The organism is Pleurocapsa sp. FMAR1 (assembly GCF_963665995.1).
GTDB lineage: Bacteria > Cyanobacteriota > Cyanobacteriia > Cyanobacteriales > Xenococcaceae > Waterburya.
In genome coordinates this window covers 1,391,076-1,407,356 of sequence record NZ_OY762512.1, presented here as the reverse complement: position 1 = coordinate 1,407,356, position 16,281 = coordinate 1,391,076, and the positions used below count along the sequence as shown (strand labels likewise).

Annotated in this window: 14 protein-coding genes; 7 read left to right on the top strand and 7 right to left on the bottom strand. The window is 39.3% G+C overall.

Features of this window, described 5'->3' with window-relative positions; all coding sequences use genetic code 11:
* Window positions 1-116 precede the first annotated feature (116 nt).
* Complete coding sequence (locus SLP02_RS06850; protein WP_319419911.1) at window positions 117-1,259, bottom strand: aminotransferase class V-fold PLP-dependent enzyme; 1,143 nt, start codon at window positions 1,257-1,259, stop codon at window positions 117-119.
* A 62-nt stretch (window positions 1,260-1,321) separates the two neighbouring features.
* Window positions 1,322-1,768, bottom strand: a complete 447-nt coding sequence (locus tag SLP02_RS06845; RefSeq protein ID WP_319419910.1) for a protein tyrosine phosphatase family protein — start codon at window positions 1,766-1,768, stop codon at window positions 1,322-1,324.
* An 86-nt stretch (window positions 1,769-1,854) separates the two neighbouring features.
* Between SLP02_RS06845 and rpmB the strand changes: the two genes are divergently transcribed.
* Window positions 1,855-2,091: a 50S ribosomal protein L28 gene (gene rpmB, locus SLP02_RS06840; protein WP_319419909.1), complete on the top strand. Its 237-nt coding sequence runs from the start codon at window positions 1,855-1,857 to the stop codon at window positions 2,089-2,091.
* 119 nt (window positions 2,092-2,210) lie between these two features.
* Here the strand turns inward: rpmB and SLP02_RS06835 are convergent, their stop codons facing one another.
* The gene (locus SLP02_RS06835) at window positions 2,211-3,083 is read right to left on the bottom strand and encodes a phosphate/phosphite/phosphonate ABC transporter substrate-binding protein (RefSeq protein ID WP_319419908.1); all 873 of its coding nucleotides are present in this window, start codon (window positions 3,081-3,083) and stop codon (window positions 2,211-2,213) included.
* A 264-nt stretch (window positions 3,084-3,347) separates the two neighbouring features.
* On the opposite strand from SLP02_RS06835, the gene SLP02_RS06830 reads away from it, so the two are divergent.
* Complete coding sequence (locus tag SLP02_RS06830) at window positions 3,348-4,274, top strand: Tll0287-like domain-containing protein (protein ID WP_319419907.1); 927 nt, start codon at window positions 3,348-3,350, stop codon at window positions 4,272-4,274.
* 33 nt (window positions 4,275-4,307) lie between these two features.
* Here SLP02_RS06830 and SLP02_RS06825 read toward each other — a convergent pair whose 3' ends face one another.
* Together SLP02_RS06825 and purN are read right to left on the bottom strand one after the other, a co-directional pair.
* Window positions 4,308-5,513 carry a serine/threonine protein kinase gene (locus SLP02_RS06825; protein WP_319419906.1) on the bottom strand — a complete coding sequence of 402 codons (1,206 nt, stop codon included), beginning with the start codon at window positions 5,511-5,513 and terminating at the stop codon, window positions 4,308-4,310.
* Between the two features lie 316 nt (window positions 5,514-5,829).
* The gene (gene purN / locus SLP02_RS06820) at window positions 5,830-6,501 is read right to left on the bottom strand and encodes a phosphoribosylglycinamide formyltransferase (RefSeq protein WP_319419905.1); all 672 of its coding nucleotides are present in this window, start codon (window positions 6,499-6,501) and stop codon (window positions 5,830-5,832) included.
* A gap of 181 nt (window positions 6,502-6,682) precedes the next feature.
* Here purN and cobA point away from each other — a divergent pair, with 181 nt between their 5' ends.
* The 3 genes from cobA (at window position 6,683) to pcrA (ending at window position 12,116) form a co-directional block, all read left to right on the top strand.
* Window positions 6,683-8,197, top strand: coding sequence for a uroporphyrinogen-III C-methyltransferase (gene cobA, locus SLP02_RS06815; protein ID WP_319419904.1), 1,515 nt, complete (start codon window positions 6,683-6,685; stop codon window positions 8,195-8,197).
* A 158-nt stretch (window positions 8,198-8,355) separates the two neighbouring features.
* Complete coding sequence (locus SLP02_RS06810; RefSeq protein WP_319419903.1) at window positions 8,356-9,180, top strand: carbon dioxide-concentrating mechanism protein; 825 nt, start codon at window positions 8,356-8,358, stop codon at window positions 9,178-9,180.
* Window positions 9,181-9,800: 620 nt separating this feature from the next.
* Complete coding sequence (gene pcrA, locus SLP02_RS06805) at window positions 9,801-12,116, top strand: DNA helicase PcrA (RefSeq protein ID WP_319419902.1); 2,316 nt, start codon at window positions 9,801-9,803, stop codon at window positions 12,114-12,116.
* A 55-nt stretch (window positions 12,117-12,171) separates the two neighbouring features.
* On the opposite strand, the gene SLP02_RS06800 is transcribed toward pcrA, so the two are convergent.
* Both SLP02_RS06800 and SLP02_RS06795 read right to left on the bottom strand, forming a co-directional pair.
* A complete protein-coding gene (locus SLP02_RS06800) occupies window positions 12,172-12,525 on the bottom strand; it encodes a hypothetical protein (protein WP_319419901.1) in 354 nt (117 codons plus the stop codon).
* Window positions 12,526-12,550: 25 nt separating this feature from the next.
* Window positions 12,551-13,241 (bottom strand): IS1 family transposase gene (locus SLP02_RS06795; protein WP_319419900.1). Its coding sequence is split into 2 segments (ribosomal slippage): window positions 12,551-12,703 and window positions 12,705-13,241, totalling 690 coding nucleotides; the frame shifts between segments, so codons are not numbered across the junction.
* Between the two features lie 207 nt (window positions 13,242-13,448).
* On the opposite strand from SLP02_RS06795, the gene SLP02_RS06790 reads away from it, so the two are divergent.
* Entirely contained in the window at window positions 13,449-15,674 is a 2,226-nt protein-coding gene (locus tag SLP02_RS06790; protein ID WP_319419899.1) for a xanthine dehydrogenase family protein molybdopterin-binding subunit, read from the top strand.
* 203 nt (window positions 15,675-15,877) lie between these two features.
* Window positions 15,878-16,270, top strand: coding sequence for a ribosomal maturation YjgA family protein (locus tag SLP02_RS06785; protein ID WP_319419898.1), 393 nt, complete (start codon window positions 15,878-15,880; stop codon window positions 16,268-16,270).
* Window positions 16,271-16,281 lie beyond the last annotated feature (11 nt).

Here is a 16,281-nt window from a genome sequence, read left to right as displayed (position 1 = left end):
GACAAGCCTAATCAAAATTAATTCGACAGATAAGTCTTTAGGATTAAACATTTAGTCTACATAAACTGGCACTATTTAATTTCAATCCTATCGAACACATTTTATTTTACGCCTTTCTAAACAAGATATTCCTTCAGCACAGAGCCAAACCTTTTGATATCTTGCTCATCGGTGTGAAGATGGGGTGCAACCCTGATCGTTTCACTGCGAACGCTAATATAAATATTGGCTGATTTGAGAACGGCTGCAAGCTTCATGGGTTGTTGCTCTGCGTTTAATTTTATGCCGACAATATGTCCAGCACTTCGCTCAGTAGGAAGCGTTTCAATACCAAGCCGATTGCATATCGCACGAATGTGTTGTGTTCTGCTGAAGAGTTCTTTCTGGACATATAAGCTACCCCATCTGTTTAGTTGTGAAATGGCAGCTATAGCCATAGGTATTGAAATAAATTGAGTAAACTCCCCAAAGTCAAATCGGCGTGCGCCTGGGCGGTATTCATCAACATAGTTAGCTAGTTGCGAGGAGTCCTCGCTTCCACGACGGGTAAGCGAAGATTCTTCTATGGGAATTCCGCAACTATGCCATTTCTTGTCAACGTATAAATATCCTAGTCCATAAGAACCCAGTAGCCACTTATGACCAACTGAAACGACAAAATCAGGTTGAACTACATCAAAATTGATGGGCAAAGCCCCTAAAGATTGGCTAGCATCAACAACTAATGCAGCACCCGCAGTTCTAGCTGCTTCACCAACAGCAACCAGGTCAAGCAGTTCACCATCCGTCCAGTGGCAGTTAGGAATTGTAACTACGGCGGTATTTGAATCAATAAGGTTTAACACTGATTCAGTCAGAGAATTATTTGTCCTTCGTTGAGCAACTCGGATCATTGCTCTCGATTCGTCGGCTCGTCTTCTCCAAGCGTAGATGTTTGAAGGGTATTGGTCTTCGAGAACTACAATATTTGCGTTTGCTTCTATGGGAATGTTTTTTGCTGCTACTGCGATGCCATAGCTTGCAGAGGGAACTAAGGCAACAGTGTCGGCATCTACTTCAATAAAACGGGCAAATTCTTCACGGAGTATTTCTGGATTGCGAAACCTATCATCAGAAGTAATTGACCAAGGGCTAGAAAAAATATCGATGCCTTGATGTCCAGCTTTAGACACTTGTTTAAGTCTAGGAGCAATACTGGCAGAGTTTAGATAGACAATCTCCCTGGGAATATCAAACAAAGCTCGGTCGGATATGTTCATAGGTTTTCGCTGATGAGATACAACTGTTCACCATTCCTAAGATTTCTTGGTGTTTAGCATATTTAACTAAAATTAGTTTTGGCTTGCTCAATCAGTTTTTGCCAAACTCCTGTAGGTTGCCAAATTTGATCCATAGTAGATCGAGCTTCAGCTTCAGATAGTTGCAAAACATATTTTTGCCAGAGATAAACAAAGCAGGAAACTCGCATATTTTTGGCGCAGTGTACCCAAACTCGGTCATCCTCAAAAGATTGCATAGTCTTGAAAAAAATCTGTACATCTTTGATCTGAGGATTTTCCCAGACTACAGGAATCTGAATATAAACCATCCCTAAGTCAGTAACAATTACGCCTTCGTTAGCTAGAGCATTAGTCGAAGTGGACATGGCTAAATTAATTATGATTTGGTATCCTGAATTAGCAATTAGCTCAAATTGTTCCTGGGTGGGTTGTCCTGAAGTTGCCAGGCGATCGCTTATTTGATAATAGTCTTGGATATTGTTCATCATTATCAATCAATACCAAAAATAAAATTCAGGTCTGAGTCTAACTTTGGCTATAATAATGGATTGTAATATATAATCAGAGGCTAATTATGGCTCGTAAATGTCAGATAACAGGGAAAAAAGCCAATAATGCAATGGCAGTTTCACACTCTCATCGTCGCACCAAAAAATTGCAGGGTGTAAATTTGCAGTGGAAAAGAGTTTGGTGGGCAGAAGGTAACCGCTGGGTAAGATTGCGCTTATCTACTAAAGCGATCAAAACTTTAGAGAAAAAAGGTATTGGCACAATGGCGAAAGAAGCGGGCATTAACCTTAACCAATACTAAAGTAGTGTATCAGACGTTCATTGCTACGTCATAGAACGCTGACTTAGCCGATTGTCGATTGATTAATACTTTTGCAAGAGGTCTTATGTTTACCAAGTTTTGTTGGCTGAGATAACTGTTCACTTAGCCAAACTTTTGTGGGAGTCATAAAATAAAGCTGGCTGCTCTTTGATTCTTTTGCTAATGGGTATCACCCTTTCAATCACCTTGGTTAAATATTCATACCGAGGAACGGGTTCGGTAGGTAAGAAATTTGCAGAAGCAGCAATATTAGAGGGGGCTTGAGCCAAAACATTTTGGATTACTTGGGCTTGCTCTGGCTTGATTTTGTCAGCAATGACAATTGCACCAGATGGAATAGTGTGAGCATCAACATCAATGATGCGAAATTGCTTTGGTGGGAAATCTGGGCGATATTGATTAAATTCTTGCAAAGATAAAGCAGTAGCATCGACTTCTCTTTGTTCGAGCCATTTTAAGCTAATTTGGGGAGTGGAAGAAAAACGCACTTTTTTTAAAGCTAAACCGTAAAGATTGTAAATAGGCAAATAATAACTAGTTGCTGAACCTTCTTGTCCCAAAGCAATAGTTTTACCCGCAAGATCTTTAATATTCTGCAAACTACTATCTTGATTAACGACGATTGCCGAGCGTAGTTCTTCAACTCCTTCTAGGGGAATTATCGCCTTATATTGATGTCGATTAATTGCGATCGCCGTTAAGCCTGGAGGAGTAAAAGCTAAATCCCATTTTTGCTGGGCAAGTTTATCTAAAGCTTGAATCTCGTTATAAACCGGCTCTAATTCTATAATGCTTTTTAGTTGAATACCTAAATAGGTTTGTAAGTCGGAGTATCGACTTAAAGAGCTATCGCCTTCTCCATAACCTACCACACCTACAACTAGTTGTTGAGACACCCCTGATTCTACTTGATTGCAGGCTGTTACTGTGCAAAAAATGAGTATTATTACCAAAAAACGAGGCAACCACATAGTTATTTATTCCTATAATTTTGGCTAAAAGTCTTCAAAAATATTTAATATTTACAGTCAACAAACTAAGTTATTTTTATTACAAGCAAACATACGACTTTTGGTAAAATCGCTAACGTCAAGTTTAATATTATTTATTAAACTTAATTAATCGCCAAGAAAATAGCCCTTGATTTCTTATATATTGTTGAAGTTATAATTAGTACATTTAGAATTGTGTATTAATTATAATATTACTTGCTTCATTTTAAAGTAAAAATTTCTATGTTTAAAAATATTAATTTGGGTATAAAGCTAAATCTTCTTTTAGGCATAATTTTTTTAGTTTTAACCTTAACTATCAGCTTGATACTATCTAGAATATTGCAAAACTATGCAGAACAGATTGTTGCTGACCGAGCATCGTTGCTAATCGAAACTATGAACTCTGTACGTCAATATACTAGCACTCAAGTTAATCCCGAACTAGCATCAAGTTTAGAAACAGAAAAGTTTTTTATACCCCAAACTGTACCTGCTTACTCAGCGCGAGAAGTTTTTGAAAATCTTAGAAGCAACGAAAAATACAGCCAGTTTTTTTATAAAGAAGCTACTCTTAATCCCACCAACTTGCGAGATAAAGCAGATAAGTTTGAAACTGAAATTATAAAGTCTTTTCGAGACAACCCTAATTCTGCCGACCTGAAAATGGTAGATTTACAACAGCATGGTTTTCATACCATACCAGGAGGGGAATTATTTTATATAGCTCGTCCTTTGGCAATTAAGCAAGAGAGTTGCTTAAGATGTCACAGTATCCCTAAAAACGCTCCTGCTAGCCAGATTGCTACCTATGGCAAAGATAATGGTTTTGGCTGGAAAATGAATGAAATTGTAGGAGCGCAGATTATTTCTGTTCCTGCAAGTCAAGTAGTAAAACAAGCCCAAAACTTGCGCTGGCAAGTTCTGGGCAGAGTGTCTATCTTTTTAATGTTAGGAATCGTCTTATTAAATATATTTCTTAAATTTACCATTACTGACCCGATTAATAAGATGTCTTCCCTGTCTAAAAAATTAAGTACGGGAGATTTTAGTGTCGAGTTTAAGCACAAAAACAACGATGAAATTGGCATTTTGGCTCGTTCTTTAAATCGTCTCAAGGTGAGTCTTAAAATGGCAATGGAAATGATTGAAAACCAATCACCAAAATAAATTAGATGTATATCTTAAATTATAATAGCTTGTCTACAGCAAACGCTGTTTAAATTGTTGGGCATCTTGGGCATTGGGAATTTTTTTTGCCAAGGCTTGCACAAACTCCTCAGTCGACAAATAAGGGTTAGCAGCTAAGGTTTGGGTGCAAATAATTGTTGCCATCGGTCCAATAAACTCTGCTAAATTGTGAGAACACAGATCGATAAATTGAGAGGATACTTGTTGATGAAATTCAATTGGTTGTATCGAACTATTACTGTAAAAAGCTGTTTGACTGCGAGCTTCAACTGACTGAAAAGATGAAATACTTGATGGCTTCAACCAGTAGTTTTCTACGCTTTGCAAACTAGAATCAATCTTAACAATTTCTTGAAAAATAGCTCTAGCACTTGTTGGTCTGTTTGCAGGAAGAGAAGATATCATCGAATCAATGAGATTAATCAGTTCGGGTGGAACATTTTCAACCGCTTTAAACCATTCTATTTTGTCTCGATGAGAATTATAAAATGTCAGAGGATTCAAGGCAGTGAGAAGATAGATCATCGTACCTCCTAAAGCATAAAAATCTGACTGCTTAACAGCTTTACCTCTCATTTGTTCTATAGGAGTATATCCGCTAGATATTACCCCAGTAATTTGACCTGCCGAGAATTTTTGAATATAACTGTCAGAAAGATGCCTCGCTGTGCCAAAATCGATTAAAACTAGACAACCATTTGCTTGTAACATGATATTACTAGGCTTAATATCACGATGAAAAAAATCTAGATTGTGTACCTGTTCTAGAATTAAACTTAGTTCCGCTAACCAACGTAAAGCCCGTTTATAAGATATTGGTTTGTTGCCTCTTTTAGCAAGGTATTCTTCTAAATCTAAGCCTTCAATCTTTTCCATTACAATACAGTGCAAAGGCTCTTGACAACTTTGGGGATAGTAGGTGAAGTAACCATCTAAATCAAGTTTGGGAATACCAGGATGATTCATGATTTCTAATACGCGAGCTTCTTGCTGGAATAGCTCTACATATTTAGGATGATTGTCCATCAATACTTTTAGTACTTTTGGTCTAGAATTGAGGTCTAATACTTCATAAGTATGACCAAATCCTCCTTGTCCTAGTAGACGCTGTACTCGATATCGCCCATCTATTAAAAGCTCTGAGCCACAGCTTTCACAAAAAAGTAGTGTATCAGAATTTTTTGCTTTTTTGCATTGGAGATTTATGCATAAACTCATGGAAAAAAATATTAGTAAAAATTAGTTCGTAGTTGCTATAAGGACTATAAATAGTTTTTTATGGATAATAATAATAATATTAATAGGATAAATTGCAGTTTCCACACTTTTGTCTAACTAAGCTAGAGGTTTAATATTAATCCAGCGCGATCGCATTCTAGATTAGGTAATCATAGATACAGAGATAGAAGGCTTAGAAAAAAGCTAGACAAATACAAAGCCATCAAGCAGAGTATGATGCAGGAGTTATTGACGGGCAAAACGAGGATAATTGATAATGAATCAAGCCTATAGAATTTATTTAGATGTATGTTGTTTAAAACTTTGATGCAGCTAAGGCGATCGCCTGGGGCAGTATATTATGTTCTTGTGTCTGTATCCTAGAGTGCAAAGTTTGAAAATTATCACTAGGCAATACAGGTACAGCAGCCTGCATGATTATTTCACCACTATCGACCTCTAAACTAACCAAATGGACGGTACAGCCCGTTATTTTGACCTTAGCAGCTAATGCCTGTTCTACTGCCCCAATACCTTTAAAACTAGGCAACAAACTTGGATGAATATTAATTACACGGTTGGGGTAGCCATCAAGTAAAATCTGAGTAATGATTCGCATCCATCCCGCCATGACCACCCAGTTTGCGCCATAAGCTTTTAGGACGGCAACTATCTCGTGATCGAAATTTTCTCGCTTTTGATACTGTCGATGGTCAATTAATACCGTGGGGATATTATATTTCTCTGCACGTTCTTTAACTTTGGCTTGGGGGTTATTGTAAATTAAGACTTGAATCTCTGCGTTAAGTTTACCATCAGCGATCGCTTTGGCTATAGCTTCAAAATTTGTGCCACTACCCGAAGCCATGATTCCTAACTGTAGAGGCGAAGATTCAACCTGAAGTCGATCTGGTAAAGATAATAAATCAGGAGAGATTAATACTTGTTCAGAATCTAAATGGTTATGCTCGATAGGTGATTCGGTCATTAGTTTTGTCGTGATAGCCTAGATCTACAAACATATTTATTCTTGCCTTTAAAATTATTAGCATGATTTTGTAGCCAGCGGTAATGTTGTTTGATCGCGAGCGCGATTTTTATTTTATTGATTTTACAATCGCAAATAGAGTTATCTTAAATTTGGATGCTTTGAAGGTAAATATCAGTCTATGTTCTCTGGTGGTAAGGTTTACTTAGTCGGTGCAGGAGTAGGTAAGGAAGAATATTTAACTGTTAAAGCTAAAAAACTACTTACTATTGCTAATGTATTAATTTATGATGCTTTGGTAGATAAGTCATTGTTGAATTTAGCTCCTGAAAATTGTCTTAAAATCAGCGTTGGTAAACGAGGAGGAAAAGCCAGCACTCCCCAAGCAAAAATCAATCAGCTATTGATAGAACATTGTCTTCAGGGTAAACAAATAGTCAGATTAAAAAGTGGCGATCCCTTGATTTTTGGACGCGCTAACGAGGAGGTTGCAGCACTAAAGACAGCAGGTTGCAGCTTTGAATTTATTCCTGGTATTTCTTCGGTATTGGCTGCGCCATTATTAGCAGGAATTCCGCTCACAGATAAAGATCTAAGTCGCTGCTTTGCAGTGGTTAGCGGACATGAGCCAGATATCCTAGATTGGTCAGCTTTAGCTAGCATTGATACCTTGGTAATCTTAATGGGAGGACGTTCTCTCGGTCAAATTATTAAGAATTTAATTGATAATGGGCGATCGCCTGACGAACCTATTGCTATTATTCGCCACTGTGGACGAGCTAAACAGGAAATTTTTCAGGGGTCTTTAACCGATATAGTAGAAATAACCACTGGAGTATCTCTTTCTCCCGCAGTTATCGTCATTGGAAAAGTTGTGAAACTTAATCAAAATTCCCCCGCCCTATCTTCTCTGCCTTTGGTAAATAAAACTATATTAGTTACTCGCGCTGCATCACAATCGAGTAAATTTACAACTTTATTAGAACAACAAGGAGCAAAGGTCATTGAAATGCCGGCCTTAACAATTACCCCTCCTTCTAGCTGGACAGACTTGGATCGGGCGATCGCTAATATCAATCAGTTTCAATGGCTTATTTTAACTTCTGCTAATGGAGTCAACTACTTTTGCGATCGCTTAAATAGTTTGGGTTACGATGCTCGTGCTTTGGCAGGAATTAAGATTGCTGTTGTTGGTCGTAAAACCGCATCAGTATTACAAACAAAACATCTTCAACCTGACTTTATTCCTCCAGACTATATAGCTGATTCTTTAGTTGCTCATTTTCCTGAAGATTTAGCTAGTCAAAAGATTCTCTTTCCTCGCGTTGAAACAGGCGGTAGGGAAATATTGGTTCAGGAATTAACTAATCAAGGTGCAATCGTAACTGAAGTTGCTGCCTATCAGTCTCAATGCCCTGCTCAAATAGACCAAACTGCATTGCAGGCTTTACAACAGCATCAAGTTGATGTGCTAACCTTTGCAAGCTCAAAAACAGTAACCAACTTTTATCAGTTATTAAAACAAGTCAAATCTGAACCTGATATCCAGTCTATCTTAAAAGATGTTTGCATTGCTTCAATTGGACCACAAACATCAAAAACTTGTGGCGAACTATTTGGTAGATTTGATCTAGAAGCTGAAGAATTTACCTTAGAAGGATTGACTACAGCGATCGCCAATTATAAACTAATTTAATGTTGAATATCATGTATTCAACTATTAATATCCAACTTGTATTAGGGTTAATCAGTTAAACTATAAGCAAGCTTACGATTCATTTTTCTGACTACACTGGATATGAAGAAATAAATACCTGCTAGTCGTGGCACATTTGTAGAGGAAAGAAATACTTAATGTCTAATTTAGAATATAGAAAGACACCCATAAGTAGGGTAAGTAGAGAGCCAAGCGAGCCAAGCTATACCAGCGAGCATCCTTTCAAAGACAGCGCTCTAGGTTTAGTTTCTACCAAAAGTTTTCCTGCAATTGTTGGTACGGCAGACATGATGCTCAAGTCAGCAGAAGTGACCATGGTGGGTTATGAAAAAATTGGCAGTGGATACTGTACTGCTGTAGTTAGAGGCAACATTGCTGATGTGCGGTTAGCAGTAGAAGAAGGAGCAAAAACCGCCGAAAAGTTTGGTCAGCTAGTGTCTAAGTTAGTAATTGCCCGCCCTATGCCGAATTTAGAGGCAATTTTCCCGATTGGTAGTCATTTAATTGAACTGACTAACAAAAGAAGAGGCTATAGTCGCTTAAGCAATCGTGCTATTGGCTTGTTAGAAACCAGAGGTTTTCCCGCCATGGTGGGTGGTGCAGATGCTATGCTCAAATCTGCTGACGTGCAGCTAGCTTCCTACGAGAAAATCGGGGATGGTTTGTGTACGGCAATTATTCGTGGTTCAATTGCTAATGTGGCAATAGCTATTGATGCAGGAATGCAGGAAGCGGAAAGAATAGGCGAACTACACGCAGTAATGGTAATTCCTCGACTGCTAGAAGATTTAGAGCATACATTGCCTGTAGCTAACTATTGGGTAGACGAACAAGAGCCTATGCCAATCTTGTTACCAAAAGAAGTTAAACAGAAGGAAAAAGAACTGATAGAACTACCCCAAGCTGATACTAAGCCGATGTCATTACCTCTCAAAAGAAAAATGGAAATCGAGGAACTGTAAGTTTATTCTAGCTACTTGCTTGCGCTACCACTGTAATAAATTTTATGGTTCAGTTGCTTGATATAATATACGTCTGATGTGAATTAGGTCTACCGCTATTAATCAGTGAAAAACTTTATCTTAAAAGAGTTTCAAGAATTTGATTTAGGTAATAATTGTCACTCTGTAAATTTAGAGCAATAAATCAGTCAGTGAAACAAATATTGTAGCTATACTCTTATACGGAAGGGGTCTGGGGAGGGTCGTAACGTCCCCAGCAGGCGAGCGACCCCCTAAAGGGTTCAACAGTTTGCTTATGCCGGTGAAACCGTCCACCGCAACTGTCTCACCGCGTCGCCGTCAGAGCGGGTGGAAACGGCTCTGTTCAAGAGCCTTGTTCCACACCCGCTAGCAAGGGAATGCGCGAGAGCGGGGTCTGGGGGAAAGTTCCCCCAGGAATAAATATGGTTTTCAAAGATCAACTACATATAAAAACTAGATTAAACATTTTTAATTCGCATTAAGCGTAAGATACATTGAGCTTTAAGATCAAAATCTTGATAACATAAACAACCAGGAGTTATTTATTTCATCCTTTATACTTCCGTCCTCATCCCTTTAGAGTTTCTCATCCTTGCAAAATGTCCGACTTTCTGAGCCAACTGAATCCTTCACAACGCCTTGCTGTAGAGCATTACTGTGGACCAATGTTGGTAGTTGCGGGGGCAGGTTCGGGTAAAACCAGGGCGTTGACCTATCGCATTGCTAATTTGATTCGTAACCAAAAGGTAGATCCAGAGCATATTTTGGCAGTTACCTTTACGAATAAGGCTGCGCGGGAGATGCGGGAAAGGATTGAATATATCTTTGCCACGGAGTTAGCTTTAGAACACCATGGTCAACGGCTGGAGTTTTTGACAGAGTATGAGCAAAAGGCTCTAAAATCAAGGGTGTATAAAAGAACAACTAAAAAGCTGTGGATTGGAACTTTTCATAGTTTATTTGCCAAGCTACTGCGCTTTGATATTAATAAATACCAAGATGAACGAGGGCGCACTTGGAAACGCAATTTTTCGATTTTTGATGAGTCGGATGTTCAAAGTCTATTTAAGAATATTGTTACTAAAGAATTAAATTTAGATAACAAAAAGTTCGATCCTAAAAAGATTAGATATACCGTTAGTAATGCCAAAAATCAGGGTTTGACTCCTGATGACTTTGCTAAACATGAGCCTGGTTATCGTGGTCGAGTTATCTCAGAAATTTATAACGAATATCAGTCTCGGCTGGCAGCAAACAATGCCTTGGATTTTGATGATTTAATCTGGGTCCCTGTTAAGCTTTTTCAGCAAAATGAATCAATTTTAGGCTATTGGCATACGCAATTTCAGCATATTTTAGTTGATGAATATCAGGATACCAACCGTATTCAGTATGACTTGATTCGCTTATTGGCAACTAATGGAGAGACAAATAAAAGTGAATGGAATTGGAACAGGCGATCGCTCTTTGTGGTAGGAGATGCGGATCAGTCAATTTATTCTTTCCGTTTAGCTGACTTTACGATTCTGCTAAATTTTCAAAAAGATTTTGGTGATGGTCTAGCCGATGAAGACACCCGCACTATGATTAAGCTGGAAGAGAATTATCGTTCCCGCGAGAATATATTACAGGCAGCGAATCATCTTATTGCTCATAATAGCCAACGGATTGATAAAGTTCTTAAGCCGACAAGAGGCGTGGGAGAACAAATCTATCTTCACAAAGCCGATGAAGAGCAGGAAGAAGCGCGGTTTGTAGTGCAGCAAATAAAGCAGATTAAAGAAAATCATCCTGAAATAGACTGGGGTGATTTTTCTATTTTGTATCGCACTAATGCTCAGTCTCGTCCCTTTGAGGATTTACTGCTACACAATAATATTCCTTATAATATTGTCGGCGGTTTAAAGTTTTACGACCGCAAAGAAGTTAAAGATGCGATCGCCTATTTACGCATTATAGTTAATCCAGAAGATACCGTTAGCCTGCTGCGAATTATCAATACTCCCCGTCGTGGTATCGGTAAAACAACCATGGATAGATTAATGGATGCTTCTGGGCAAATGGGCATACCTCTGTGGGAAATTGTGAACGACGAAACCTCTGTTAATACTATGGGAGGACGAGCAGCAAAATCTTTGAATGAGTTTGCCCGAATGATTCAGGCAACTAAGGATCAGCTTGAAAACCTCACGGCAGCAGAAGTTTTAAGTCATATTATTGAGCAGACGGGATACGTCACAGAACTACAGCAACAAGGTACAGACGAAGCCGATAACCGTATAGCTAACATTTACGAGTTATATAACGCGGTGCAGCAGTTTCAGGAAGACAATGAAGAAAATAGCTTAGAAGCATTTCTGGCTAGTGCATCTCTCTCCTCAGATTTAGATAATTTAAATGAAGAACAGCAAAAAGTCTCGATGATGACCTTACATTCAGCTAAAGGATTAGAATTTCCTGTGGTTTTTTTAGTTGGCATGGAACAAGGTTTGTTACCCCACAATCGAACTTTAAATGACCCTCTGGAAATAGAAGAAGAGCGTCGTTTATGTTATGTAGGGGTAACTCGCGCTCAAGAACAGCTATTTCTTACCTACGCCAGAGAACGCCGTCTTTGGGGAACAAGAGAACCTGCGGTATCCTCCCAGTTTTTGCAGGAACTTCCAGGAGAGTTAATTAGTAGTAATATTAATTTGGCAACTACTTATCGTCGCCGTACCCGCGCCGAAAGAACCTCGCAAGCCATTGATATTGACTGGAGTGTAGGCGATCGCGTTTTACACCATGAGTTTGGAGACGGCGAAGTTACTCATATTTTGGGCAGTGGCAAAAAGGCAACCCTAGCAGTTAAATTTCTGAGCATGGGAGTAACTAAAATCATTCCCAAAATCGCTCCTATGGAAAAAGTGGAATAAGATTTTAATTGAAATAAGTTTTTTAAAAAGTGTAAGGCGATCGCACTTTAACTATTTAGGAAATTAATCCTAATTGTTTCAGATTTTCTTGATATTGCCTAACTTTAAACTTATACATTTCTATCAATCCTCGATTAGAAACTTTCAAAAGCTCGGCTATCTGTTCTTCCCAGATCATTTCACCACGGTTAAAGAACTGAATTCTATTTGAGTTTCTGGGAATATTGTAAGTAATCCTCTTAAAGAAATTGATTTCTGCTAATTTTTCTCGTATCGCAGCGTCAAAAGAATACAAACCAGCTTCCATTAACCTTTCTTTTTGAAAATCGGTAGGATTCCAGCCTTCTTTTAAAGCTCTAAATAAAATTTCATTAGCATCAGGAAGAGTTAATTCTTCATTTTTTATCAAAGGGCGTTGGTGAATGCGTAATGTTTTAGAGGGAAGCAGGTATAGTTTTGAACCTCAAATAAAACAACAACAGGCGAATAGAATATTTCAGCATATCTAGAGATTTGGAGTAACAAAGTGTCTTGCGATGCAAACGAGCCAAATAATGTCTAAGTCTGGTGTTTTCTCCCTCAACTAAGCGTCATGTATGTTTTGCAAACAAGATGATCTTCAGGTTGGATGTACATCGGATAAACTTTCCAGCCATCGGTGACATACCAAAAGCTGTTCCAGCATTTAATAATCTGCCAAATCTGTTCAAAAGTTTGGTGAGAACGGTCTCCTATTGTCCAGAGTAAGATTCCCTGATTCCAATGATTTACTACCGTCCAAAGCCAAAATTTATTCTTTTTACAGCCCACAAAAGTTGGCAACTCATCAATTTCAGTTATTTCAGGAATTTCTTCATCTTGAGGCTTGTCAGATAGTGTTTCTCCTTTTTCTTTTACCCAGTTAATAATTGTGGCATGATCTATATCAGTAACTCTCGCGATCGCTCTAAATCCCATGCCGTTAAGATACATTTTTAAACATAGTTGTTTGACTTCATTTGGATAAGATCTCGGTTTGGGGTTTTCGACATATTGGCAGCCACAGTCTTTGCATTTGTAGCATTGTTTTCCACGGCGAAAGCCATTTTTCTTCTTATTAGAAGATTTACACTGAGGACAATTCATTGCTCAATAGGTGATTTGACTATTTCATTTTAATTCCTTTAGCATTACGCACTCACCAACGCCCTTTTTGTCAGATATATTATTAAATTATGTAAATATATGGCTCGTTGAGCGATCGTTTATTTTTCAAGACAGAGGCAAAAACTAGCCTATTTTTGCTTATAATTTATATGCGTTGCTGCAACAGTATTTATAAGAAATTGATTTATGAGCCAAGAAGCAAACAAAACAATTAACCAGCCGAAAAACCGAGTAGAGGGAAAACTTAAAGTAACTGGTGAAGCTCGTTATTCGGCAGAGTTTGCGCCTCCCAACCTTGCCTATGGTGCAATAGTTCCCAGCAAAATTGCTAAAGGAAGAATAAAAAAGATCGATACCGAGGCGGCTCAAAAAGCTCCAGGCGTAATTGCTATCCTGACCCACCAAAACACACCTAGATTAAACTCACCTCCAGAAGAGTTTATTGGTGACAATGGACTTGGTGAGTCGCGGCAACCCTTGCAGGACAACATAGTGCATTATGCAGGACAGCATATAGCAGTAGTTATTGCCGATACGCAAGTAAGAGCCGAACGCGCTGCCGAGTTAGTAAAAGTGACTTACGATTGGCAAGAACCGCTAGTTCGATTAGAACAAACAAGTTCCTCGGTGTTTGAACCAGAACTTTTTGTCGGTAGAGAAAAACTGCAAATTAGTCGGGGAGACGTAACGCAAGCACTCAACTCAGCCGCAATCAAACTAGAGCAAACCTATACAACGCCAGTCGAACATCACAATCCCATCGAAACCTCCGCTACAGTAGCAGAATGGTCGGGCGAGCGCCTGACAGTATACGATACGACAAGATTTATCAAAGGCGTACAGCAAGTATTGGCACAGTCGTTCGGTATGCCGCAAGCAAAAGTGCGTGTTGTCTGTCATTATATAGGCGGTTCATTTGGCTCTAAAGGGTTTCAGTGGGGTCATGTAGTCCTTGCGGCACTGGCGGCAAAACAAACAGGTCGTCCAGTGAGAATCGAGCTTTCGCGCCAGCAGATGTTTACCTTAGCAGGACATCGACCTCGAACTATTCAATCACTTACTTTGGCAGCTACAAAAGAAGGCAAGCTAATAGGGATTAAACATGCAACTTTGACACATACATCGCCAATAGCTCAGTACACAGAGTCTGCTGGTTTAATGACCAAAAGTCTTTATGCCTGTCCCAACCTAGAAATATCTCACAAGCTAGCGCGTCTAAATGCTCCGACACCTACAGTGATGCGAGCACCAGGTCAGGCTTCGGGTATGTTTGCTTTAGAATCGGCAATGGATGAGCTTGCCTATATGCTAAATATCGATCCCGTCGAGTTGCGACTGAGAAATTATGCTGAAGTAGAACCACAAGAGCAAAAACCTTGGTCGAGCAAGCATCTTAAAGAGTGCTACGAACGGGGAATCGAGCGTTTTGGCTGGCAGCAACGCAACCCTTTACTGCGATCAATGGGCGATGATGACACGCTTATCGGTTGGGGCATGGCAACTACTACCTATCCGGGAATGCGCCAACCAGCCTCGGCAAAAGCCACTATTTTTGCTAACGGTAACGCTGTTGTTTCCAGTGCGACCCACGAGCAAGGTAGCGGGGTCTACACGGTTATGAGTCAACTTGCTGCCGATTCTTTGGGCTTACCTTTAGAGCGAGTCAAATTTGAGTTGGGTGAGTCGCAGTTTCCCAAAGCACCTGTGACGGGAGGCTCTTGGACTACTGCTAGCGTTGGTTCGGCTGTAGTTGCCGCTACAGAAGCAGTAAAAGATAAGGTGCTAACTCTGGCTTTAGGCGATCGCACTTCTCCACTTTTTGGAAGTTCTCAAGACCAAATTGCTATTAGTGATGGGCGATTATTCCTCAAAGATCGACCATCGGTAGACGAAACCTATGCTGAAATTCTCAGTCGTGCCAACACCGATGCAGTTGAAGCAGAAGTAAAAACCGAGCCAGGTGATGAACGCGAAAAGTTTGCTTTCTTTTCTTTCGGTACACACTTTGCCGAGGTCAAAATCGATCCGTTCGGTCAAGTACGAGTCTCTCGAATTGTCGGCGTGTACGATGTCGGTCGCATTCTCAATCCTCAGACCGCCCGCAGTCAGGCAGTTGGCGGCATGGTAATGGGGATAGGTATGGCATTGATGGAACATACTATTACCGACTATCGCTATGGACGTTATGTCAATCCCAATCTTAGTGAATATCTCGTACCCGTTAACGCCGATATCGACAACTTTGATATCTCTTTTATCGATCGCCCCGATCCCTATATTAATCCCATGGGTTCGCGGGGTCTTGGTGAAATTAGTATCGTTGGTGTCGCTGCTGCGATCGCTAATGCAGTTTACCACGCCACTGGAAAGCGAGTTCGCGATTTGCCAATTACGCTAGATAAGCTGCTTTAGGTTACTTATCTCTTCTTTAGTATTGTATTTGCTGTAACTTTAACCCAAACAATATGTAATAGCTATATCAATCGTTCCCATGACGTTCGTAAAATAATTAGCTATTATTGAATTTGCTATGCTCTAAAAAAATACAAGCAAGCAAACAAAATGGCATTTTTATTATATAGGAGATGCCATCGTATTTTTGTTATTTCTATTTCGTGAATCGTAATGTTGCTATTTTTATTTTAATCCTAATTATCGTTCCTTTAGGTTTATTTTCTAAAGCATATACAGGAATCGGTCAAGCTTGGGTGCATGATTATTCGGGAGATATTCTATACGAAATACTTTGGTGTTTGGTATTTTCCTGGTTTTTTCCTAGTAAAAGAGCTACTGTAATAATTCCTGTTTGGGTGTTTATTGTTACTAGCCTAATTGAAATATCGCAGCTATTTTTTACCCACGTACCGATCGCTCTACGTGAGACAATTATTTGGAAGTTATTGTTAGGATCTACCTTTGTCTGGTGGGATTTTCCCCATTACGCGATCGGCTGTTTGTTGGGTTGGTTAATCTTGGATAGAATTTATTATTTTAGTTACAAAACATAAGTACAAAGGTA